General features: G+C 50.2%; 14 protein-coding genes and 2 tRNA genes. 8 read left to right on the plus strand and 8 right to left on the minus strand.

The features are described 5' to 3' along the window. Window positions 1–84 precede the first annotated feature (84 nt). The 4 genes from AC3QL0_RS04335 to AC3QL0_RS04350 all read left to right on the plus strand — a co-directional run bounded on the left by AC3QL0_RS04335 (window position 85) and on the right by AC3QL0_RS04350 (window position 13,731). On the plus strand, window positions 85–2,058 hold the full coding sequence (locus AC3QL0_RS04335; protein WP_493010245.1) for a TonB-dependent receptor domain-containing protein: 1,974 nt from the start codon (window positions 85–87) through the stop codon (window positions 2,056–2,058). A gap of 376 nt (window positions 2,059–2,434) precedes the next feature. Then, window positions 2,435–11,716, plus strand: a complete 9,282-nt coding sequence (locus AC3QL0_RS04340) for an autotransporter-associated beta strand repeat-containing protein (RefSeq protein ID WP_493010246.1) — start codon at window positions 2,435–2,437, stop codon at window positions 11,714–11,716. Between the two features lie 145 nt (window positions 11,717–11,861). Next, complete coding sequence (locus AC3QL0_RS04345; protein WP_493010247.1) at window positions 11,862–12,443, plus strand: TetR/AcrR family transcriptional regulator; 582 nt, start codon at window positions 11,862–11,864, stop codon at window positions 12,441–12,443. 82 nt (window positions 12,444–12,525) lie between these two features. Further along, entirely contained in the window at window positions 12,526–13,731 is a 1,206-nt protein-coding gene (locus AC3QL0_RS04350; RefSeq protein WP_493010248.1) for an MFS transporter, read from the plus strand. Here the strand turns inward: AC3QL0_RS04350 and AC3QL0_RS04355 are convergent. After that, window positions 13,704–14,564 carry a LysR family transcriptional regulator gene (locus tag AC3QL0_RS04355; protein WP_493010249.1) on the minus strand — a complete coding sequence of 287 codons (861 nt, stop codon included), beginning with the start codon at window positions 14,562–14,564 and terminating at the stop codon, window positions 13,704–13,706. The genes AC3QL0_RS04350 and AC3QL0_RS04355 overlap by 28 nt on opposite strands. A gap of 134 nt (window positions 14,565–14,698) precedes the next feature. Between AC3QL0_RS04355 and AC3QL0_RS04360 the strand changes: the two genes are divergently transcribed. After that, window positions 14,699–16,249 (plus strand): MFS transporter, encoded by a 1,551-nt coding sequence (locus AC3QL0_RS04360; protein ID WP_493010250.1) that lies wholly within the window; start codon window positions 14,699–14,701, stop codon window positions 16,247–16,249. Between the two features lie 113 nt (window positions 16,250–16,362). Next, window positions 16,363–17,289, plus strand: coding sequence for a polysaccharide deacetylase family protein (locus AC3QL0_RS04365; RefSeq protein WP_493010251.1), 927 nt, complete (start codon window positions 16,363–16,365; stop codon window positions 17,287–17,289). Window positions 17,290–17,352: 63 nt separating this feature from the next. Here the strand turns inward: AC3QL0_RS04365 and AC3QL0_RS04370 are convergent, their stop codons facing one another. Beyond that, window positions 17,353–18,099, minus strand: coding sequence for a class I SAM-dependent methyltransferase (locus AC3QL0_RS04370; protein ID WP_493010252.1), 747 nt, complete (start codon window positions 18,097–18,099; stop codon window positions 17,353–17,355). Between the two features lie 168 nt (window positions 18,100–18,267). Further along, window positions 18,268–18,344 (minus strand) — tRNA-Arg (locus AC3QL0_RS04375). A gap of 167 nt (window positions 18,345–18,511) precedes the next feature. Between AC3QL0_RS04375 and AC3QL0_RS04380 the strand changes: the two genes are divergently transcribed. Next, complete coding sequence (locus AC3QL0_RS04380) at window positions 18,512–18,988, plus strand: hypothetical protein (protein WP_493010253.1); 477 nt, start codon at window positions 18,512–18,514, stop codon at window positions 18,986–18,988. 179 nt (window positions 18,989–19,167) lie between these two features. Here the strand turns inward: AC3QL0_RS04380 and AC3QL0_RS04385 are convergent. Continuing rightward, window positions 19,168–19,244: transfer RNA gene (locus AC3QL0_RS04385), tRNA-Arg, on the minus strand. 268 nt (window positions 19,245–19,512) lie between these two features. Between AC3QL0_RS04385 and AC3QL0_RS04390 the strand changes: the two genes are divergently transcribed. Continuing rightward, entirely contained in the window at window positions 19,513–20,676 is a 1,164-nt protein-coding gene (locus tag AC3QL0_RS04390) for an alpha-hydroxy acid oxidase (RefSeq protein WP_493010254.1), read from the plus strand. A gap of 98 nt (window positions 20,677–20,774) precedes the next feature. On the opposite strand, the gene AC3QL0_RS04395 is transcribed toward AC3QL0_RS04390, so the two are convergent. The 4 genes from AC3QL0_RS04395 to AC3QL0_RS04410 are packed head-to-tail and all read right to left on the minus strand — an operon-like array spanning window position 20,775 to window position 23,230. Next, window positions 20,775–21,188, minus strand: a complete 414-nt coding sequence (locus AC3QL0_RS04395; RefSeq protein WP_493010255.1) for a PaaI family thioesterase — start codon at window positions 21,186–21,188, stop codon at window positions 20,775–20,777. Window positions 21,189–21,203: 15 nt separating this feature from the next. Next, window positions 21,204–21,791 carry a DNA-3-methyladenine glycosylase gene (locus AC3QL0_RS04400; protein ID WP_493010256.1) on the minus strand — a complete coding sequence of 196 codons (588 nt, stop codon included), beginning with the start codon at window positions 21,789–21,791 and terminating at the stop codon, window positions 21,204–21,206. Between the two features lie 2 nt (window positions 21,792–21,793). Beyond that, complete coding sequence (locus tag AC3QL0_RS04405; protein ID WP_493010257.1) at window positions 21,794–22,831, minus strand: adenosine deaminase; 1,038 nt, start codon at window positions 22,829–22,831, stop codon at window positions 21,794–21,796. A 21-nt stretch (window positions 22,832–22,852) separates the two neighbouring features. After that, window positions 22,853–23,230 (minus strand): DUF423 domain-containing protein, encoded by a 378-nt coding sequence (locus tag AC3QL0_RS04410; protein ID WP_493010258.1) that lies wholly within the window; start codon window positions 23,228–23,230, stop codon window positions 22,853–22,855. Window positions 23,231–23,303 lie beyond the last annotated feature (73 nt).

The following is a 23,303-nucleotide window of genomic DNA, read 5'->3' on the forward strand; positions in this document are numbered from 1 at the left end:
TGAAAATGATTCTTATTTATGTAACTAATGCAGGCATGCAAGAAACGGTACAGGTTTCTGCCTGTACTCTGGACCACTACAACTATGACAGGCTTTACACCGCACCACTTTACGCAGCGTTTGTTGTGTAGCGCTGTATTGGGCGCTTTGGCTCTACCTACGTACGCACAAGAACAACACATCAATAAACTGAGCAATATCGTCGTCACGGCATCGGGGTTTGAGCAGGTGATCGCTGACGCACCAGCTACTATTACCGTGATTACCAAAGAAGAGCTGGAAGGTAAGGCCTACCGCAACATCACGGATGCCTTGCAGGATGTGCCAGGGGTTTCTATTGAAGGTGGTGCTAGCGGAAAGTTTGAGAGCACGAGTATCACCATACGGGGCTTGGGCGAAAGCTATGTGCTATTTCTTGTAGATGGCAAGCCCTTAGGTACGTCGTCCGAGGCCTACTACAACGGCTTTGGTGGCGGTGCTACCACTAATTTACTACCCCCAATGTCGGCCATCGAACGTATAGAGGTGATACGTGGGCCTATGTCGTCGTTGTATGGCTCTAGTGCGATGGGTGGTGTGATCAACATCATTACGAAGAAAATATCGCCGGAATGGACGGGTGAGGTGACGCTGGATGCGACCTTACAAAAAAGATCTGAGTCGGGCAATGCATTTCAAGGGCGCTATAACCTGAGCGGCCCGTTAATTGCTAACCGTCTAGGCATTATGCTGTCGGGCTCTAGTTACCATCGGCGTGAAGATCGTATTGCAAGCGGCTATGGTAAGCAGCGCATTAACAATAATAATGCGCGGTTGGATTGGATACTGACAGACAACCACAGTTTACGTTTTGATGCGGGTATTACGACCACCGATAACTTGCGTACACCAGAGCGCTCTGGCAGCGAGATGGACATGAATAACAAACGTGTTTATTACGGCGTGACGCATGACTGGAATTGGGGCAGCAGTAACAATACCCGTACCTACGGGTTACAAGAAAAAGTCACCATTGAAAATGGCGGCACAGAGTCTGAGTACCGGTCCAGCATTCTGAATACCAGAACATTATTACCGTTGGAGTCACACACGATTACGGTAGGGGCCGAGTACAAGAAAGAAGAAACCCTGCACGATGCTAGCCGTTTTCCGGGTTCTAAAAATACCGATTTATCTAGATGGCATGCCTCATTGTTTGCCGAAGATGAATACAACCTAACCGATAATTTCACCTTAACGGGTGGCTTAAGGCTGGATCGCAATCAGCATTACGGCAATCACGTGACCCCACGTTTATATGGTGTGTATAACGTGAGTGACGACTTGGTGCTGAAAGGTGGTGTGAGCGCAGGCTACAAAACACCAAGTTTGAAACAGGCGGACGATGGCATTGTTGAAAATGCAGCACGGGGACGTTCATGGGATATGGGTAACCCAGACTTACAACCTGAAAAAAGTACCAGCTATGAGTTGGGTTTTGTGTGGAGTACGCCTGATCAATACAGCTTTAGCGTGATGGGTTATCACACACGTTTCCGTAACAAAATTGGTAAGCAGTATGTGTGTCAAAGTTCTGGCAGCATTCCTGAATGTACCTATAACGGTGAAACTCGCCAAAGCATTCAGCAATACATCAACCTAGATTCGGCTCGCCTACAAGGTCTAGAGGTGGGCTTCGGCATGCCTATTGGTGAGCAAGTTCGCGTGAACACCAACTACACCTTATCGGACAGTGAAATTACTTCAGGTGCAAGCAAAGGTAAGCCGTTGAACAATACACCGCGTCATATGTTTAATCTAGGCGTGGATTGGCAGGCAACTGAGGCCATTAACTTCTGGGGGAAATGGAAGCACAAGAGCCGCACTATAGAGGGCGGTAGCAGCCGTATTCCGTCTTACTCTATGGTAGATGTGGGCATCAATGCAGACATCACCAAAAATGTAAGCGCATTTGCGGGTATTTATAACTTGTTGGATAAGCAGATTAGCGGTGATGATGGGTACGACAAAATCTTGGATGGCCGTCGTTTCTATATAGGAGCAACACTACGGTTCTAGTGTGTTGTTCAGCGCTAGTGAGTGTTAGAAAACCGTAGCCGGTGTGGTGCAATAGCCTCTGAACATTGGCTACGGTATCTGTATCAATTGAAACTTAATATTGATACAGACACGAGTTGAATAGTGATCTCTTATGAAAATTGCTCATGTATTAATTAGTAAAAGTAATTTTAAAAACGTCTATACAGACCAGTGTAAAAAGCAGTTTTTAGTGCCGTACAGAGGTCCAAAAAGCAGTGAAAAAATCATGTAAAGAAAAACGTATGAGGTAACAACTAGGCACACAGTACGCAGGTTCGGAAATCATGGTTGACAGGGTGCTTCTTATAATTCGAGGCATCAAAAACTGTTGGTTTTCCTATCAGAGGGCGCATCTATGAATCGCGTTTACCGAGTTGTTTTTAATGCCAAATTAGGGTTGTGGCAAGTAGCAAGCGAAAGCTGCAAAGCACGCAAAAAATCGGGGGGGCGTAAAGCAACTCTGGTCGCGGCAACTGCAGCGGCTGCCTTTGTAAGTGTGAATGCGTTTGCGCAGGGAACAATTACTGCGACGGGAAGTGTTACACCGCAGCCACCTACTGGTGACAACTGGACCCTGAATAATGCGTTGGTGATAGGTAGCTCGACACATGGGCGCTTAGAGATCAAAGGCGGGGCGACCGTTCAAGCAGGGGACACAGTAGATGTAGGCATGTCGACCACAGGTGAGTTGATAATCGATGGGGCTGGTTCCAGCCTTATCACGACAGACACCATGACTATAGGTGATAGCTTAGATTCATCAGCACCTAAAGGTAAGGGGACGGTACAGGTCACGAATGGTGGCTCCCTTACCGCGGATAGGATGTTGATTAATGAAGCGGGTACTGGTTCGTTGGTGCGAGTATCAGGGGCAAATTCATCGGTACGGGTGATGAACGATGTAAGGATGCTGGGTTCCCTAGAAAACACTACAGATGCCTCTGAGATACGTATAGAAGATGGTGGTCATTTTAGAGCCAAGGGCATCCGAATAATCGGCGTAGACCAGCAGGCTAGGATCGTAGTGACGGGCGCTGACTCTCTGTTAGAGGTGGATAACGAGCTCAGCATGGAGGGTAGGGCTAGTCCAGCGGCGGCAGCCGTACTGTTAGTTCAGGATGGAGCCAAGGTACAAGGTACCACCATTAAGATGGGGACTTCCCCAAGCTCAAATCACACAGCCATCATTTACGTGGGCGGGGAGTCCTTGAATGCGGCCGATGCTGCAGCAGCAGGTGAATTGGCAGTAGGCACTATTGATTTTAACGTTATCAAGCAAGGCCAGTTCAACCTAAACCATACTAATACGGATTACATCCTAGCGGCCAAGTTGGCCAGCAGTGGGACGGGTGACCATCAAGTTAACCAGATAGCGGGTCACACTACGCTGACTGGCGACAGCTCTGGGTTTAAAGGTAAAACCACGGTTTCCGGCGGTACGTTGGTCGTACAGAATAAATTGGGCGGTGCGGCTGAAGTTACTGGCGGTACGTTGCAATATGGTGCTGCAGGTGTTGGGGCAACGAGCAACCTAAGCTCATTGACCGTAAGCGGTGCGAACAGTGCGTTGTTGATCAAAGGGACAGCAGCGCTTGATGTGGCTGGTCAAGTAGCGATCAGTAACAACGCTAAATTAGAAATGGATGTGGTGCCAGGTTCTACCGCAGTGGTGACTGCGGATAGCTTTGCTATTGGCGCAGGTACCGTGTTAGACATCAGTGGTATTACCAACGTTTCGCAGTTGGGTACGGATTTGGTGTTATTCAATACAACATCAGGTATTCAGAATGATTTTGCATCCGTCATCGTGCACGGCTATCAGCCTCAAGCCGAAGACTATTTGGCATTAAATACACGCAAGTCTGATGATGGCAAACAATATGTGGCCAAGAAAGGCCTAAGCTGGACGGCCAATAACAACCTAGCGAACGGTGTATTTACACTGAACACTGGTGCGAGTTATGACGTTACTGAAGATCTTAAAGACGAGAAAGCAAACGCTGCTACGGGTTGGGATGGTGCGACCCTAACCAAAAAAGGCGAAGGTACGCTGACCCTAAGCGGCAATAACAGCTATACCGGCGACACCATTGTAGAAGGTGGTGTGCTACAGATTTCTAGCAACAGTAATCTGGGTGGAGCCACCAGTGTGCTACGACTGAAGGGGCAGAACACCACCTTGGCGACTACTGCTGATTTCACAAGTCGTCGTGAAATAGATTTACAGCAAGACGCTACCTTGTCGGTGGCTAGCGGTACGACGGTTGATTGGGCAGGCGATCTAAAAAGTACAGGTACCACACTGAATAAAACTGGTGCAGGTACCTTGGAGCTAAGTGGCACCAATAATGGTGCGATCTCTCACAACATCGCTGAAGGTAGGCTACTGATTAGTAGTGCTGACAACCTAGGTACAGGTACCGATGCAATCAACCTAAGTGGCGGTACGCTGGCAACTCATAAAGCCAACATTAACATTGCGCGCGAAATTTTGCTGAGTAAAACCAGCACTATAGAAGCAGGAGAGCCTTATGATTTCAGGCTGACTGGCAAAGTGAGTGGTCCGGGTGATTTGGTGAAAACCGGCGAAGGTATGCTGTTTTTGGAAAATACCGCTAATGCCTATGCCAACACTAGGGTAATGGAAGGTAAGCTTAACGGTAATGTAGAAACCATTAAAGGCAATATTTATCTGCATCAACACACTGCGGCTGTAGAGTTTGCTCAAGACACCAATGCAACGTTTGCTGGGAACATCACTGGCTCTGGGGAAGTGTATAAATATGGTACTGGTGACCTGACGCTGAGTGCAGATAATACCAGTTTTACTGGTGAGCTCTATTCCAGAAAAGGTAAGTTGATCGTGCTGGCATCTGGGGGCGATAGAGTATTTGTCGACGATGGTGACGCCATCCTACAGTTTGGTGATGGAGTCAATGGTGGCGCGAGCACCATAACTGATCATGTTTCTGTGTGGTACGAGGGTACATTGGCCATTTATGGCCCGGCAACGTTATCAGTAAGAAACAGTGTTGATCTTGATAGTGGGACCACATTAGATGTTGAGGTCTCTAGTAAAGGTCCAGTTTTGACTGCGGGTACTGTGGAGTTGCAAGGTGGTAAATTGGTGCTCAGATCTGTTCCTCTGAAGGAGAATGAAGAGAGAGTAGTCATTCGCACCACTAACGGTATTACAGGCGATTTTGGTGAGGTAAGCGTTGCTGCTGGTGAGGAGGTAAGTCCGGTAGATTACCTTACTGTAAGCGGGTATAAATCTCAAAGTGGTAAAGAGTACTTAGCTAAATATGGCTTGAGCTGGTTGGCGACAGGAGCACAAGCACACGGTACATTCACGCTGGTAGATGCCACGGATACGTATAACGTGGTATCAGTCTTAGGTAATAAAACTGCAAACACCAACTGGGATGGCAGAACATTAACCAAAAAAGGTGCAGGCACACTGACCTTAAGCGCTGCTAATACGTACTCTGGTAACACTATCGTAGAAGGCGGTACGGTTTCGATTTCGCAAAATAACAACCTAGGTACAGGGGCAGGTACTCTGGTGTTGAAAGGTGGTGATTTAGCGACTACGGCTTCGTTTAATTTAACCCGTAAGGTTGATCTGCAAAAAACGGGTGCAATGAATGTAGCAACTGCCACTACGCTGGATGTAAAAGGAACGGTAGGAGGCGCAGGCGGTTTAACGAAAGCCGGTGAGGGTAAGTTGGTGCTTAGTGGCACAAATACCTATGCTGGTGGTACGCAGCTTGCCGCTGGTGAACTAGTAATCGCTAAAAACGAGAACTTGGGTAATGCCAACGGTGCAGTACAAATTGTAGGCCAAGACACAACGCTTTCTACTACAGGCAGCTTTACTACGCAGCGTGAGCTAGAGCTGCAAGAAGACGCTACCGTATCAGTAGCGGCCAATACCTCGGTAGAGTGGAATGGTGCCGTCAAAGGCACTGGCACTACCTTGAATAAAAAAGGCGAGGGTACCTTGGTGCTGGGCGGCACAAACGGTGCGATTTCTCACAACATTGCTGAAGGTAAGTTGCAGGTTAGTAGTGATGCCAACCTAGGCAGCGGCACCGATGCCATCACACTCAGTGGCGGCACGCTGGCAGCGTCAGCATCCTTTGCTACCGCTAAAGATATCAACGTTAGTCAGGGTAGTGCTATAGAAGTTGCCACCAATACTGACACCTTGGCCCTATCCGGCAAAGTCAGTGGTACAGGGGACCTAGTCAAAACGGGTGCTGGCGTACTAGAGCTGCAAAATGCAGCGAATGCCTATGCAAATACTGATGTACGCGCAGGTACGGTTAAAGGTACGGCAGAAACTATCAAAGGGAACGTAAAAACCGTGGCTAACGCAACGGTAGAGTTTGCTCAAGTTTCTAATGCTACCTTTAATGGCGTGATATCGGGTAACGGCCGACTGACGAAATCAGGGACAGGCGAGTTGACTCTGGGCGCACAGAGTAATGGCTTCTCGGGCGTTATGGATGTGTTAGGCGGTAAGTTGGTAGTACTGGAAGCCACCGCAGATGAGGCGCAGGTTTATGCTGGTTCTACCTTGCAGTATGGCAATGGTACGCAAGGAGGACTCAGCACGGTGGCTACCCAACTGAGCGTGAATGATGCAGGTAGTACGCTGGCTATTTATGGCCCAGCAACGCTCAAAGTAAATGGTACTGCAATGTTTGCGGATGATACCAAGCTGGACATTAGCTTGGGCGGTAATGGCGTAGCGTTGACGGCCAATGAAATACTCATGGCCGGTGATGTTAGTTTGAACCTCAGCGGCCTTTCTTCGTTGGCCATGAACCAAGAAGTCGTCATTATTGACACCACAGATGGCATTCTGGGTGACTTCGCATCGATAACTGTAGATGGCTCAAGCTCGGTAGATTACCTGAGTATTAGTGCGTCTAAATCGCTAGATGCCAAACAATATTTAGCTAAATATGGTTTGAGCTGGTTGGCTAAGAATGTCAAGGCACATGGTACGTTCACACTGGCGAATGCGTCGAATACATTCAACGTGACCGAAAACCTGACAGATGAAGCGGCGAACGCTGCCACAGGTTGGGACGGTAAAACCTTAACCAAAAAAGGCGCTGGTACGCTGACCCTCAGCGGTGCAAACAGCTACACCGGTAACACCATTGTAGAAGGCGGTACGGTCTCTGTTTCCCGAGATGATAATTTGGGTGCATTAGCTAGCAACCTCGTATTGAACGGTGGTGGCTTGGCGGTTACGGATTCCTTCACTTCCGCTCGCAAGGTAGACCTACAGCAAACGGGTGCTGTGGATGTGGCAGCAAACAAAACCCTAGGGTTGAACGGCACTATAGAAGGGGCAGGCGGTTTGACCAAAGCTGGTACCGGTAAATTGGTACTAGGCGGTACAAATACCTACGCTGGCGACACCGTACTTGAAGGCGGTGAGCTGGAAATCGCTAAAGATGAAAACCTGGGTGATGCTAACGGTGCAGTGCAGATCGCAGGCCAAGGCACAATGCTTTCTACTACAGGCAGTTTTGCGACGCAGCGTGAGCTAGATCTGCAAGAAGACGCCACCGTATCAGTAGCCGCAGCAACATCTGTAGAGTGGAATGGTACCGTCAAAGGCACTGGCACTACCTTGCTGAAAAAAGGTGCAGGTACGCTGGCGCTAGGTGGTACCAATGGCGCGATCTCTCACAACATTGCTGAAGGTACGTTACAGGTAGCGAGTGCAGCTAACTTGGGTACAGGCACCGATGCCATCACCTTAAGCGGTGGTACCTTGGCAACGACAGCGTCGTTTACGAATGCACGCGATCTACAAGTCAGCAAGACTAGTGGTGTTGACGTAGCAAGCGGCACCGAATTGGCTGTGTCCGGTAAGGTCAGTGGCGCAGGCGATTTGGTGAAAAAAGGTGCGGGTACGCTGCACTTGCAGAACAGTGGCAATGCCTATGGCAACACAGAAGTACAAGCAGGCTTGCTGAAAGGTGAGGCTGCGGCCATTAAAGGTAATCTGAAAAACGATGGCGCAGTAGAGTTCGCTCAAGCCACGAATGCTACCTTTACCGGCGCAATCTCGGGCACTGGTAGTCTAGAGAAAACTGGTGCAGGTGAGCTAACACTAAGTGCACAAAACACAGGTTTCACCGGCCATACCAAAGTGTCTGAAGGCAAATTAGTGGTGTTGGGTACCGCAGGTTCTAGCGCTGAAGTAACAGGTGGTGCGTTGGAGTACGGTAATGGCACCACTAACGCCGCCAATAGTTTGCAAGGTGATTTGAATGTTAGCGGTGCAAACAGTGCATTGGGCGTAATGGGCCCAGCGACATTGGCTGTGGCTGGTGACGTGAACATGGCTAATAACACGAGTTTGTCGCTGGGTGCGATGAATAACGGTGCGGTGTTAACGGCTACGAGCGTACAACTGGGTGCCGACGTTAACTTTATGCTTAATGGCGTGTCTCAAGCGGGTGAGCAAGAAGTACTGGTGATTGATACCACTAACGGTATTAATGGTGACTTTGCTTCAGTAAACGTAGGTGGTGCATCCGGTGTGGTGGATTACCTCACCGTGGGTACACGTAAGTCTGCTGATAGCAAGCAGTTCTTCGCTAAGTACGGCTTGAGCTGGTTGGCGAATAACAATAACGCGCACGGTACATTCACGCTGGCAACTGCTGCCGAGCAGTTCTTGGTAGGCACTGATCTTAGTGACCAAACCGCAAACCCACTGACTGGTTGGGATGGTAAAACACTGACTAAAGCAGGTGCTGGTACGTTGGTGTTAAGTGGCAATAACAGCTACACCGGCGATACCTTAGTACAAGGTGGCGTGCTCTCTATTTCCAGCGATAAGAACCTGGGTGCAGCAAGCAGTAATTTGGTCATGAATGGTGGTGGGTTGGCGACTACAGCCTCCTTTAATTCTGGCCGTCATATGGACTTGCAACAAACAGCCGCTGTGAATGTGGCTGCCGATACCAAAGTGGATTGGCAGGGCATCATTGATGGCGCGGGTGGTTTGACCAAAGCAGGTGCTGGTACCTTGGTATTGAGTGGTGCGAACAACTACGCTGGTGTTACCACGATTGCAGGCGGTACGCTGCAAATCGATAGTGATGCCAGACTGGGTACAGCCCCTAACATGGTGTTTGATGGCGGTGGTTTGGCAACGACAGCGTCCTTCAACTCAGGGCGTGAGATTGCCCTGAACAAAACAGGTTTTGTGGATGTGGCAGCGAGTACAGAGCTGGGCCTGCAAGGTGACATCAGCGGTGCTGGTGGCCTGATTAAAGTGGGCACTGGTACTCTGACACTGGCAGGTACAAATAGCTATGCTGGCGACACTACCTTGGGTGGTGGTATTACACAAATCAGCAGTGCCGCTAACTTGGGTGCAAACAGTGGTGCGGTAGTGTTTGAGGGCGGTAGCTTGGCTGCTACAGCATCATTGAACAGCGCACATGATTTCACCTTGAACAAAACCGGTAGCGTTGCGGTAGCCGCTGGCGCAACAATGGGTGTAGACGGTGCAGTAACGGGTAAAGGCGATTTGCTGAAAACAGGCCAAGGTACGTTAGCGTTGAGTAACACCGCTAACGCCTATGGCAATACGCTGGTGCAAGAAGGTACGTTGGTGGCGCAAGCAGGCAGCGTGTCTGGGCATATTGCTAACGCCGGTACGGTTGTGTTGGATCAAGCCGCTGATGCCACGTTTGCGAACGACATCCTGGCCTTGAACAACCAGAAAGGGAGCATGGTCAAAAAAGGCCAAGGTACGTTGACGCTTGCAGGCCAATCCGCGTTGGATTGGAATGTAGAGGCTGGCCAGTTGGCGACAGCAGCCGAGCGTTTTGCGGGTAATGCGAACATCGCTTCCGGCGCAACCTTGGCGCTGAACCAAGCGGCTGATGCAGCGTATGCAGGTCAATTGGCCGGTACAGGTGAACTGCGCAAACAAGGCGCAGGTATGTTGCAAGTTACTGGCGATAGCTCTGCCTTTAACGGTCAAGTAAACGTAGACAGTGGTGTGTTGGCCGTGACTGGCAAGCTGGGTGCTAAACAAGCCCTGATTGCGGATGGCGCAACGTTGGCGGGTACTGGCACTATAGGTAGCGGTAACGGTGCAACCGTAACCATTGCTAAAGGTGGTGTACTGTCACCCGGTAGCTCTATTGGTACGTTGACGGTAGATGGTGACTTGGTATTCCAGTCTGGCTCACGTTTTGATGTAGAAGTTGACCCAGTGGGTACAGCCTCTGACTTGGTACACGTAACAGGTAATGCGACATTGTCGGGTGGGGTAGCCCATATTGGCGAAACTGGTAATTACCAGTTGAACGCGGCCTACACGATCCTGACTGCAGATGGTTCGGTAAACGGTACCTTTGATAGCGTGAAATCTAACTTCGCGTTCTTGGACCCAGAGCTGAAATACAACTACAGCGATAGCGAAGTACAGCTGATCTTGAAACGTAACGGTACTACCTTTGATGCTCGTGGTAGAACACCTAACCAGCGTGCTACAGCCAGAGGTATTGATAGCATGGGTTCTACCTCTACACATAGTGTGTACACGGCCATCGCTAAATTACCTAACGATTCAGCGCTGATTGAGCGCAGCTTAGATGCCTTGTCTGGCGAGATCTACGCCTCTACTAAAACTGCACTGATTGACGATAGCCGCTTTGTACGTGATGCCGCGACAGATCGTATGCGCTCCGCCTTTGGTGGTGCAGGTAGTAGCGGTAGTGCTGTGATGGCCGACAGAAAAGTCGCTCAGGCTAACTCCACAGGTACGGCTGCGTGGATGCAGACTTACGGTAACTGGGGTGATACTGATAGCGATGGCAACGCACACAAACTCAAACGTCGTACATACGGTTTCTTGGTCGGTGCTGATACACCGCTGGGCGACGGTGCATTCCGCGTAGGTGCGTTGGCAGGTTACAGCTACACCAAAGCCGATGCGAACGATGTAAGCAGCACGAACAAGAGCGATAACTACCACGTAGGTTTGTACGGTGGTGGTCAGTGGGATGCCTTGGGTGTACGTATGGGGGTAGCGCATACTTGGCATGAAATGCGCGCAACGCGTTCGGTTTCTATCCCAGGTTTCTCTGATGATCTGAAGTCTTCGCCTAAAGCACGTACTACACAGATCTTTGCTGACGTGGGCTACAACATTGATGCGGGTTCTGTGCAGTTGGAACCGTTTGCTAACTTGGCTTACGTGAATCTGCATAGCAGCAGCTTTAACGAGCGTGGTGGTGATGCTGCACTGAAAGTGAAGAGCGACAATACCAATATCAGTTACATGACATTGGGTTCACGCTTCAGTACAGAAATGGATGTGGGCTCTACCACGGTGATGGCTAATGCCTCTCTGGGCTGGCGCCATACGCTTGGTGGTGTGACACCAGAATCCACACATCGCTTCTCGGCTGGTAATGCCTTCACGGTGTACGGTGTGCCTCTGTCGCGTGACAGCGCGGTATTGGAAGCTGGTGTAGGCGTGAAGTTGAGCCGCTCAGTAACCTTGGGTGTGTCATACCAAGGTCAGTTGGGTAGTGATGGCAACGACCACGGTGTACGTGCTAACTTGGGCATCGAGTTCTAAATTGTCACGATGTTAGCCAACCAAAAGCCCCTTTATGGGGCTTTTGGTTTTTATAGGGGAGTAGAAAAATAGCCTGTCATAGATCTTGACCGATTGGTAAACTAGTGCTGTAATTTTGGCGTAGCAGTGCGATAAAGGAATAGGCATGATAGGTAGACCCAAAGAATATGATGATGCGGCAGTGATCAATGCTGCGATGGACGTGTTCTGGGAAAACGGCTACGAAGCCAGCTCTACTCAAGTACTTTGTGAACGTACTGGTTTGGGTAAGGGCAGTCTTTACCATGCGTTTGGCTGCAAGCAAAAGCTGTATGAGCAAGCATTACGGCATTATCAGGAATTAGGCATTACGGCACAAACGCGTATTTTGAATGGGCCAGGAAGTGCTAAAGAAAGGCTGCGCGCTTTGCTGCAATGGGGTGTAGAGGGCGATATGGATTCTACCCAGCCACGTGGCTGTATGGCGTTGTTCTCGGTGATGGAGCGCAGCAGCAAAGATCCAGCCGTAGAAAGCATTAACCGCGCGTATGTGTGTAGGCTGGAATCTGCGTTGACCGAGGTTATTGCCGAAGGGCAGAAAAATGGCGATATCAATGCTGGTCAGCAGGCATCCAGCGTGGCTCGTGCTTTTTTAGCCAGCTATTATGGTTTACGAATTTTGGGGCAATCCATGCCAGATCGTACTTTTTTAGATGATGTGCTAAACGCGACTATGGCCAAGTTTTAAGCGTGATAAGTGATGACCGGCTTTGTGCCGGTTCTTTTGTTTTAGTTTTGTACTGATCAGTAAAGTATTAAGAGGATAACCCATGCCACTCGTCGTTTATATATTGGGAATGACCATTTTTTCACTCACTACCTCAGAGTTCATGGTGGCAGGCATGATGCCATCCCTGACGCATGCGTTCGATGTGTCGGTAACGCAAGTAGGGTATTTGATTTCGTTATATGCCATAGGCATGGTAGTGGGTGGCCCCGTGCTGACCGTGCTTTTACTACGGTTGGGGGTTCCCAATAAAAAAGCCTTGCTGTGTTTATTGGGGTTTTATGCAGCAGCGCAATCCGTGGCGGCTTCTGCTAGCAGTTACGAGTTGATGGCGATTGCGCGTGTAGTGACAGGAGTGGCGGGTTCAGCATGTTTTGGTGCGGCGTTAGCAATTTGTGCTGACATCGTTACCGCAGAAGCCAGAGGGCGTGCAGCATCTATTGTGGTGGGTGGATTAATGCTAGCAACGGTAATGGGGGTGCCGATGGCGACCATTATTGATCAACAGTGGGGATGGCGAGCCAGCTTTTGGTTGGTGGTGGCGTTAGCAGTGTTGAGCATGTTGTTGATTGTATGGCTGGTGCCGCGTTCTCAAGGGGTAGCAGTGGTGAGCCTAGCGGCGGAATTGCGAGAATTCAAAAATCGTCATTTATGGGCGGCCTATGCCACCAGTGCGTTGATCATCGGAGCAACCTTTGCCGCATTTAGCTACTTTGCGCCTATTCTTACTCAGGTCACAGGCTTTACGGCAGCGTCTATCCCGTGGTTGTTGGCGTTGTACGGCGCGGCCAATGTGGTGGGCAATAGTATTGTGGGTCGCTATGCTGATCGCTATACCATGCCCATCATGTTGTGGGGCTTATGCACACTCATGATGGCATTAACCGCATTTGCACTATGGGGAGACAACAAGGTAGTGAGCCTAGGGGCTCTGGTAGTGATAGGTATGGTGGGTGTGCCGATGAACCCGGCTATGATTGCGCGGGTGATGCGTACCGCACACCCGGGTGCGTTGGTGAATACCGTCCATACATCCGTGATTAACATAGGCTTAGGTGTGGGTGCATGGATGGGCGGCTTAGGCATTGCCGCAGGTTACGGTGTGCGCTCTCCATTGTGGGTAGGCATAGCATTGGCCTTTTTAGGGGTGTGTAGCCTGATGCCATACAGGAAGCAGCGTAGCACCAACGTAGGTGCTACGGCAGGTCAGCGCTGCGGTACTCAAGACGGTGCTCGATGCTCTCTGTAAGCAGCAGCTAAGGTGCGTAAGGCTTCACGCGATCGGGTGTCGGTCAGCGTTGAATGCAACATAATGCGTGACGAGGGTAGGGGGGGTAAGCCCATACGTTGACTCACCTCGATGGTGTCTGCAGGAGCTAAGCGGCACGAAAATGCCGCAATGGCTAACCCGGCTGATACCGCAGCCATGACCGCGGCATGGCCACCGCCTACAAACACTTCGCTCCAATCTAGTTCGGCTGTTTCTAAGGCACGGGTGGCAATATCACGTACACCACAGCACGGGGCTAGTGCAGCTAGGCGTAATGGTGTGCCTGGCGGTTGATGAAAGGCGGGAGCTGCAAACCAACCAAAGTGTTCTGGCCCTAAGTCTTCCCCATCGCGACGATCATCTTCTTGTCGAACAATCACGGCATCTAGTTCACCGTTATCAAAGGCATCTAGCAACGAACGCGAGTTTTCTATACGCACTTCGATGGTTAAGGCCGGGTCGCGTGCATTGAGTCGGGCCAGTAAAGTGGGGATTTCAGGGCCAGCCACATGTTCGGCTATGCCTAGCCTAAAGCGCCTGCACTCGCACGATAAGGCTTGAACGGCACGATCGTGCGCCACGATGAAATCACGGGCAGGTTGCAGAAACAGCGCACCCGATGCCGAAAGGCGTACTTGGCGCGGCGTGCGTTCTAGCAGCTTATAGCCCAACCTATCTTCTAGACGTTTTAGTTTCACGCTGATCGCACCTTGTGTGCTGCCTAGCGCTTCCGCTGCACGGGTAAAACTTTGGAAATCTGCAATAGCGATAAAAGCCTGTACAGAGTCCACATCCAGTGTTGGCTTGCTCATATCTATTCAATTTTGTCGTTACTGATATGTTCAAGCATAGCATTGATGAATAGCTATGGGATGACTAAGATCAGTAGCCTGTGATGGCACGCCACAGTGCGTGTCTGCATGATCATTTTCTCAAAGGTTTATTGATGTCACTTTCACCTCTACAACAGCGCAAATTTGCCCTGATTGCGGTGTGTTTATCCGCGTTGATGCTGGGTTTGGAAATCTCCAGTGTACCGCCTATTTTGTCCACTATAGAACAGGTGATGGGGGCAAGCTTTAGGCAATTGCAGTGGGTGATGGCCGCCTACACCATTGCCATGACAACCATTTTGATGGCAGTGGGCACATTAGCGGATCGTTATGGGCGCAAACGTGTCTTTGTGATTGGCATCGTTGCCTTTGGCATTACCTCGCTGATCTGTGGCCTGACCGAAAGTGCGGCGGTGCTTATTGTGGCGCGGTTCTTGCAGGGCTTAAGCGGGGCCATGATGTTGATCTGCCAAATCGCGATTTTATCCAGTCAATTTCGCGATGGTGTAGAGCGAGGCAAGGCTTTTGCGTGGTGGGGCATTGTGTTTGGTGCCGGGCTAGGTTTTGGTCCTATTGTGGGCGGCGCAATTTTGGCCTTAGCAAGTTGGGAATGGGTGTTTTTAATTCATGGTGCATTGGCCGTTATCACCTTGGTACTCAGCATCGTGGGGGTGCAAGAGTCGGTAGACCCAAACGCCACACGTTTAGACATAGCCGGCATTGTGACCTTATCTGTTGCCGTGTTTTGTTTGGTGCTGTTTGTCACACAAGGCCCGGTCTTAGGGTTTGGTAGTGCGGCGGCCTTGGGGATCATCGCGTTATCCGCCATCAGTGTGATTGGTTTTATCGTTGCAGAACGCCTAGCCACTAGGCCGATGATTGAGTTTTCGGTGTTCAGAATACGCAAATTCTCAGGGGCGCTGTTGGGCTCTATGGGTCAAAACTTTAGTTTCTGGCCGTTTATCATTTACCTGCCTATTTATTTCCATGTGGGCTTGGGTTACGACAGCGTACAGACGGGTATGGCCTTATTAGCCTATACCTTACCTACCTTGTTTATTCCCCCAGTGGCAGAGCGGTTGTCATTGCGGTACCAGCCTGGCGTGGTGATTCCATTGGGTTTGTCTACCATTGGCTTGGGCTTTGTATTGATGAAAATAGGCAGTGTCTCTGCGCAGCCAGGTTGGTGGATATTGCCCGGTTGCGTACTCGCGGGGATAGGGTTGGGTTTAACGAATACTACGGCTACCAATACGATCACGGCGGCAGTATCCGCAGACCGAGCAGGCATGGCCTCAGGTGCCGATACCAGTGGCAGAATGATTTCCTTGGCATTCAATATTGCTGTGATGGGATTGGTGTTGGTAGAGGGCATTAGAGCGTATCTGGTAGAGACTCTGTATGTGGTAGATAGTGACGAAACACGCTTCTTAGCCGAAAAAATAGCAGCGGGCGATGTGACAGCTATAGAGCAAAATGTCGAGTTGTTGGCACACATATCGGCGCCCCTGGATGCCGTGCATACCGCGTTGATTTATGGCTTTGGTTGGGTGATGACCTACGGTGCACTCAGCGTATTAGCCTTGGCGGCATTGAGTGTGGCGGTGTTTGCACCGTGGCGTGCAACCCGTGCGGCACTAGAAAGGGCTGATGTAGCCGTATGAGTAAAGTTACTCATATAGTGGTTGAATTTATAAAGCCAAATTTGTAGCATGGTTGGGCCCACAGTACTGTGGGCCTTTTTGTTTTGATCTCTGCTTTTTATGGCTACGGTGTGATGAGAAAAGCCCTTCGATTTATCTCTGCAGTATCGTTAGTAGTGGTGTCCGCTACTAGTATGGCGCAAACCTTAAGTTTGACCTTTGACGATGGTTTGAATCCCGACAAGCAGCCGCTGGCGTCTACATGGAATCAGGCTATTTTGGATGGTTTGAAAAATGCCGACATCACCGCAATGGTGTTTCCTGCGCTCGATCGTTTGGGCGGCGAGGCAGGTTTAGCGCTGATACAGCAATGGGGCGAAGATGGGCATGCCGTTGGCAACCATACCTCTAAGCACCGTAGTTTGGCGTCCCCTCAGTTGTCGTTGGATGACTTTATCGCGGATGTGGTCGAGGCCGATATTGTGCTAAATACCTTGCCTAACTGGACGCCGATGCTGCGTTTCCCATATCTTAAAGAGGGCGATACCGTAGAAAAACGCGATGGCATACGTAAATGGATGGCCCAAAATGGATATAAAGCAGCACCGGTTTCCATTGATGCCAGCGACTGGTATTACAACCAAGTCTATTCCGCATGGATGGACGCAGGCGAACCCGCTAAAGCGCAGCAAGTGCAAGCTGCTTATATAGAACATTTGCTGGATCGCGCCGCGTATTACGACACTCTGGCCACGCAAGTGCTAGAACAACGCCCGGCGCATGTATTGCTGCTGCATACCAACCGTATTAATGCCGAGACTATTCCTGCTGTGATACAGGCTTTCAAACAGCAGGGCTGGAATTTTGTGTCGCCATTGCAGGCGTTTAATGATCCGTTGTATGTGACGGGTGTGGACAGTTTGCCAGCAGGGGAAAGTATTATTTGGGCGAATGCCAAAATCAAAGGGGTAGAGGGCTTGCGCTACCCTGCGGAAGACTCCGTCTATGAAGAACCACGTTTGAAAGCGTTGGGTTTGTTACCGCTACCCACTAAAGAGTAATCAGCGGCTAACGGCGTGCCGTAAACCGTCTAGGCGTATACGGCACGCGATATACAACAAAGGCTATAGCTTGCCAATGCGCATGTTGATGGGCCAGACAACACTGCGTTGGCGGTTTTCATCCCCCCATGCGATGGCAATGTCCGTGGCAAATTGCAAAATAAGATCTTCGCTACCGGATTCTTTTACATGGCGCACGGCTGACCAGGTAAACAGATAACCTAAAAACTGAGCAAGGTCCCACTGCACACGAATGGCGAGTGCGGGCGCTGAGATTTCTTCAAAAGGGAAATCCAGAGAGGCATAGCCATCATCAACGAGTTTGCGTTCAGCAGGCCAGTAAGGGCCAATTTCATCCCAGTAAAAGTGCTGGAAACGTTGGTCTAGGTCAGGCTCTAAATTCAGTACGCCGTAGCTAATCAGCGCCAGCACACTATTGGGCTTAGCGATACGACGGGCTTCTTGGTAAAAGCTGGGTAAGTGAAACCAATGGGCGGCTTGTGCTGCTGTAATCAGGTTTACAGAATTATCCGCCACGGGCAGTTTTTCAGCGGGCGCGCATTGATAGCGTATGCGTTCGTGCTCGGTGATGTTGGCAATCTGGTCTACGCTAGGGTCTACACCCAGCACCGTATCAAAATGGGCGGCTAATAATTGAGTAAGCTGCCCATTGCCGCACCCTACATCTAAGGCTTGATGGTGCTCTTGCACAGTAGAAGCAAGAAAGCTTGCCAGTTCGGCTGGGTATTCAGGACGAAAGCGCGCGTAGTTTTGACCGCCTTGATCAAACCAGTTTTTAGGTGTGCTCATGCTGCTGCTCACAGGTAATAAGTGGTATTGCAACCTGAATTGTAGCGGCTGGTGAGTGTGAGCGGGGCGTGTACTGAGTTAGTACGGTGACGGCAGAGCGTGGCTTAGCAGTTACCTAAGCGGGAAATAAAAAAGCCATTTCCGAAGAAATGGCTTTTTTACTAAATATGGCGCGGCTGGCAAGATTCGAACTCACGACCCCTTGGTTCGTAGCCAAGTACTCTATCCAACTGAGCTACAGCCGCTGTGAGAAGTAAACTATAACACTAAATATAATATCGGTGCAAGTAATTTTTCTAAGATAGGGTATACGGCAGTGTTGGGGGCTGTGCGGATGTGCCACAGTCGGATGTTATGATGCAGCCTTGTCTAGTGGCTAGACGCCTTATTGCTGCATTAGGAGTATCTACGCATGGTTCCGTTTGGGCTAAGTAAAACGCAATTTCAAACCCGTTATAGACGCTGCTTAGAAAAAGCCTCTGCGCATCTTATCAATGAGTTGCGTGCGTTGTTCACACTGCCTGTGCCCGATACTGTGTTCAGTGCCGAAGTGCAAATATTCTTTGGTGAAGACGGCCTGGAAACCCCATCTGCGTGGATCTACTATAGCGGCGACAATAACAAAGTCGATAATAACGATCCTACTATCTTTGCTGGTAGAGCCATGGAGCTTTCCGTAGGCTTAGAGAAGATGGATGCCTTCCACGAAGACTATTTCCTCGATGAAGACTTTGATGGCTTGGCTATTGCCGCTAATACGACGCAAGCATGGTTTGCCGAGTGCTGGTGGAAAGCTGGTGGCTGGAGCTACGCCGTGCCTGTTGTGGCATGGGTGCACGATGGCTTTGGTGATGGCAATGGTATAGAACTGTCAGAAAAACGACTGTAAAGCGTAGGGCGGGTACCCCATAAAAGCCGCACGCACGTCTCTTTGCTTTGTTTGTGAGAGTGGATGGCGTTTCTTGGGAAGTGGACGCCTAGCAGTGCCATAGGCTTATTCACTGCCTAGTCTAGGGTGAGCAGAAAATAAAAAAGCCACTTCCGAAGAAATGGCTTTTTTACTAAATATGGCGCGGCTGGCAAGATTCGAACTCACGACCCCTTGGTTCGTAGCCAAGTACTCTATCCAACTGAGCTACAGCCGCTGTGAGAAAGAAACTATAGCACTGTATTTCTTAATGTGTCAACGTTTTTTGATATGCAAAGCGAATTTTCTGTGAAATTTTTAGTTTTTGGCCTTTGTCGCCTCGTTTTGGGACAAAAAAGCGCGCCATTGTAGATGTCGCACAGCAAAATTCTAGCGATTGCACTGGCCTAGTACCGCGTACAAGCGTTACGCTTGATGTTTTCGCATACCTGCATGTTGTCAGGTGTGTAGTATTGCTTTATTTATGAGCCCTTTGGAGAGCCGAAGTGGAAGATCTGTCCAAGATTACGTGTATTTCTGATTTTCAGCAGTTGGCGCGCCGTCGCGTGCCTAAAATGTTCTATGACTATGTAGATTCGGGTTCCTGGACAGAATCCACCTACAGAGAAAATGAGTCTGATTTTCAACAGCTGAAGTTCAAGCAGCGCGTAGCCGTGAATATTGAAGGTCGCAGTTTGGCGACCACCATGTTGGGGCAGCCTGTGAGTATGCCTGTGGCGCTGGCTCCTACCGGCCTGACAGGCATGCAGCACGCTGATGGTGAGATCTTGGCCGCACGTGCTGCACGTGATTTTGGTGTGCCGTTCACCTTATCCACCATGAGTATTTGCTCGTTAGAAGACGTGGCCGAGCACACTCAAGCTCCCTTCTGGTTTCAGTTGTATGTGATGCGCGATAGACAGTTTATCGAGGCACTGATTAATAGAGCCAAAGCAGCGAATTGTTCTGCCTTAGTGTTGACGTTGGATTTGCAAGTATTAGGGCAGCGCCATAAAGACATACGCAATGGCTTGTCTGTACCGCCGCGTCCTACCTTGATGAATATGCTGAACTTGGCGACCCGCCTGCGCTGGTGCCAAGGTATGCTAAAAACCAAACGCCGTACTTTCGGCAACATTATTGGTCACGCAGCCGGTGTAGATGATCTGGGAACGTTGGCGTCATGGACGCAGCAGCAGTTTGACCCAACCTTGTCGTGGGATGACGTAGAGTGGATCAAAAAATGCTGGGGCGGTAAGTTGGTGCTGAAAGGCATTATGGAAGCCGAGGATGCTCGCCACGCGGTAGATGCGGGTGCTGATGCGATTGTGGTGTCTAACCACGGCGGCAGACAGTTGGATGGCGCGCCTTCTACCATTGCGTGTTTGCCGGCTATTGCCGATGCTGTGGGTAATCAAACTGAAATTTGGTTAGACAGTGGTGTGCGTTCTGGCCAAGATGTTTTGCGTTCTGTAGCACTGGGTGCAGATGCCACCATGATTGGTAGAGCATTCCTGTACGCTCTGGGTGCTGCAGGGCAAGCGGGCGTAACCCGTGCGCTGGAAATTCTCGCAAACGAGCTGAGCGTGTCGATGGGGTTGTGCGGTGTGCGCGATATACACGATGTAGATCGACGTATCTTGTTAGACCCGGCGCGTTTCGATCGTTAATCGCGTGATGTTTATGAAAAAGCCCTTGTTGTAATCGCAAGGGCTTTTTTTATGATTAGCCAACTCGCGTCACCACGAGTGATGAACGATACGACCTACTATTGTGCTGAGTTCAGCAGCGCATACGTGCCTTGGTAATGCGCGATCACAATATTGTTTTCATTGTAGAGACTAGCCTCAGCAAACGAGACGCTGCGCCCTTGTCGACATAGCTTAGCCTGCACTTGTACGATTTGGCTGGGTTCGGGGTGAATCAAACTTGCATGCAGGGCGACATTACGTTGCGTGAAACCCGGCTGCAACGCGCCTTCTACCAAACAGCTCATGGCGCTGCCGGCCAAGGCGTGCAAACTATGCGCGTAGTGTTCGGGGTGTTGCAGTAGCAAAGGGGCTAGGCTCAGATCCAGTGTGATGTGTTGAGTGGATCGTTCCACTTGTTGCAAGCGTTCCAGCTGTACCCATGGCGCTAACGCAATTTTCAATAATGGATCTATAGGGGTAGTAGCAGTCATAAGTGTTCAAGCAGGTCAGGCTGTTTTAGGAGCGGGACGAGAGACGTAGGCATTGCCTTGCAGTAGAAAACGTAAGGGTTTTAAGGCCCATTCTCCTGCATAGTCCACGCCTATGCGGGGTGCAGTCACCAAAGTTTCGTTGGCATGTATAAGAGCAGACTCGGGGTGGCATACATACAAGGCTGAGTCACACAGGTCGTAACCGTTTTGCTCGCGCGTAATGCCCATTGCTTTGCAGAGTCTACCTGGGCCGGCTGTATTGGTGCCTAAATCGCCTAAAGGCTCTAAAGCGCGGATGAGCACCGCGCTGCCTTGGCCTTCTGGGCCGGTGACAATGTTGAAGCAATGGTGCATGCCATAAATCAGGTACACATAGGCAAAGCCGCCGGGGCCAAACATGATTTGCGTTCTGGGTGTCACGCCACGGCAACTGTGTGCCGCTAAATCGTGAGCGCCCAAATAGGCTTCGGTTTCTACAATGCGTCCGTAGCGTGTTTGTCCTGAATGTTCGTAGACTAGATAGTGGCCCAGCAATTGTTGGGCCACTTCTATGGTGTCTTGCAGGTAAAAATCACGCGGTAAAGCGGTGGTCGAAATAGGCATGCTTAGTGTTCTGCTGCGTAACGCTGAATGCTAGCCACCCATTCACGCTGTTGCGCTTCAGGCAGGAACGAGGCGGTAAAACTATTCATGGCAAGGGTGACCAGTTCGTCTCTGTGTAGATCCAGAGCGTGCGCACAGGCTAGGTAGTTATCTAGCAAGTAGCCACCAAAATAGGAAGGGTCATCCGAGTTGATGGTGATTTTTACGCCTTGGCGCAGTAACGTCGCCAAGTTGTGCTGATTCATGGTATCAAACACCTGCAGCTTTAGGTTAGACAGCGGACAGACGGTGAGAACCACTTGTTCTTTGATTAAGCGTTGTACCAGTTGTGGGTCGTCTTCGCTGCGCACGCCATGATCCACACGTTCAACGTGAAGCAAATCTAAGGCCGTAGTAATGTAGTCAGCCGGGCCTTCTTCACCTGCGTGAGCTACTAGTTTGAAGCCCAACTCTTTGCAGCGTTGGTATACCTTAGCAAACTTTTCTGGCGGATTGCCTTGCTCGGCTGAGTCTAGCCCTATGGCAATCCACAGGTCACTGTATTGCTCACGTAATGGCAGCGCTTGCTCTAGGGTGGTGAAGGCCTCTTCTTCGCTAAGGTGGCGCAAGAAACTCAGTATTAAATAGCTGCTGATGCCGTATTTCGCTTGCGCATCTCTACAGGCAGAGGCAATGCCAGCAAACACTGTTTCCATCGCAATACCGCGCGCTGTGTGTGTTTGGGGATCGAACATGATCTCTGTATGGGTCACGCCGTCAGCATGGATACGAGCAAAGTACGCCATGGTCATGGCATAGAAATCCGCTTCGTGTATCAGCACACTGGCGCCAGCGTAATATAAATCCAGAAAAGACTGTAAGTTCTGAAATTGATAGGCGGCGCGTAGGGCTTCTACAGAAGGGTAGTTCAGCGGGATATGGTTACGTTCAGCCAGTTCAAAAATCAGTTCAGGCTCCAGAGTACCTTCTATATGTAGGTGTAACTCTGCTTTAGGCAAACCGCGTAAAAAGGTTTGCAGGGCCGTGGCTGGTTGAAACATAAGAATCTCCTGATAAACAGATTAGGAACGAGGGCGTGTCCATGCGGCGACTACAACCAGAGCCCAACCTGCCACCATCAGAAGGCCACCTAACGGAGTCAAATAGGCCAGAAATGGGATTTGAAACATCACCAACGCATATAAACTGAAGCTAAACAGTATTGAGCCAGCTAGCAAAATAGGGCCAGCAAGGGCAGATGTACGAGGTTGTAGTAAGGGTTGCGCGGCGGCCAAAGCAATCAAGCCCAGACCGTGAATCAGTTGGTACAGCACGGCTGTATGCCAGACGGCCAGCAGGTCAACGTGAATGGCTCTGAGGGCATGTGCGCCAAATGCGCCAGCGGCAACGCCAATAGTCAGTAGTAGGGCGCCTGCGCCGCAAAGAGTTCTAGATTGCATAGGGTAATTCAGTGATTGAAAGCCAACATGAGGCTTTACTTTAACAGGTATTACGGTTTTTCTGTCAGGTGAA

The sequence above is a fragment of the Paenalcaligenes sp. GW821-LYS-B07-1 genome, assembly GCF_058803365.1.

Bases quoted from the DNA above. Each gene is read 5' to 3' on its own strand.
- AC3QL0_RS04335 (WP_493010245.1), top strand. From the start codon at position 85: ATGACAGGCTTTACACCGCACCACTTTACGCAGCGTTTGTTGTGTAGC.
- AC3QL0_RS04340 (WP_493010246.1), top strand. From the start codon at position 2,435: ATGAATCGCGTTTACCGAGTTGTTTTTAATGCCAAATTAGGGTTGTGG.
- AC3QL0_RS04345 (WP_493010247.1), top strand. From the start codon at position 11,862: ATGATAGGTAGACCCAAAGAATATGATGATGCGGCAGTGATCAATGCT.
- AC3QL0_RS04350 (WP_493010248.1), top strand. From the start codon at position 12,526: ATGCCACTCGTCGTTTATATATTGGGAATGACCATTTTTTCACTCACT.
- AC3QL0_RS04355 (WP_493010249.1), bottom strand. From the start codon at position 14,564: ATGAGCAAGCCAACACTGGATGTGGACTCTGTACAGGCTTTTATCGCT.
- AC3QL0_RS04360 (WP_493010250.1), top strand. From the start codon at position 14,699: ATGTCACTTTCACCTCTACAACAGCGCAAATTTGCCCTGATTGCGGTG.
- AC3QL0_RS04365 (WP_493010251.1), top strand. From the start codon at position 16,363: ATGAGAAAAGCCCTTCGATTTATCTCTGCAGTATCGTTAGTAGTGGTG.
- AC3QL0_RS04370 (WP_493010252.1), bottom strand. From the start codon at position 18,099: ATGAGCACACCTAAAAACTGGTTTGATCAAGGCGGTCAAAACTACGCG.
- AC3QL0_RS04380 (WP_493010253.1), top strand. From the start codon at position 18,512: ATGGTTCCGTTTGGGCTAAGTAAAACGCAATTTCAAACCCGTTATAGA.
- AC3QL0_RS04395 (WP_493010255.1), bottom strand. From the start codon at position 21,188: ATGACTGCTACTACCCCTATAGATCCATTATTGAAAATTGCGTTAGCG.
- AC3QL0_RS04400 (WP_493010256.1), bottom strand. From the start codon at position 21,791: ATGCCTATTTCGACCACCGCTTTACCGCGTGATTTTTACCTGCAAGAC.
- AC3QL0_RS04405 (WP_493010257.1), bottom strand. From the start codon at position 22,831: ATGTTTCAACCAGCCACGGCCCTGCAAACCTTTTTACGCGGTTTGCCT.
- AC3QL0_RS04410 (WP_493010258.1), bottom strand. From the start codon at position 23,230: ATGCAATCTAGAACTCTTTGCGGCGCAGGCGCCCTACTACTGACTATT.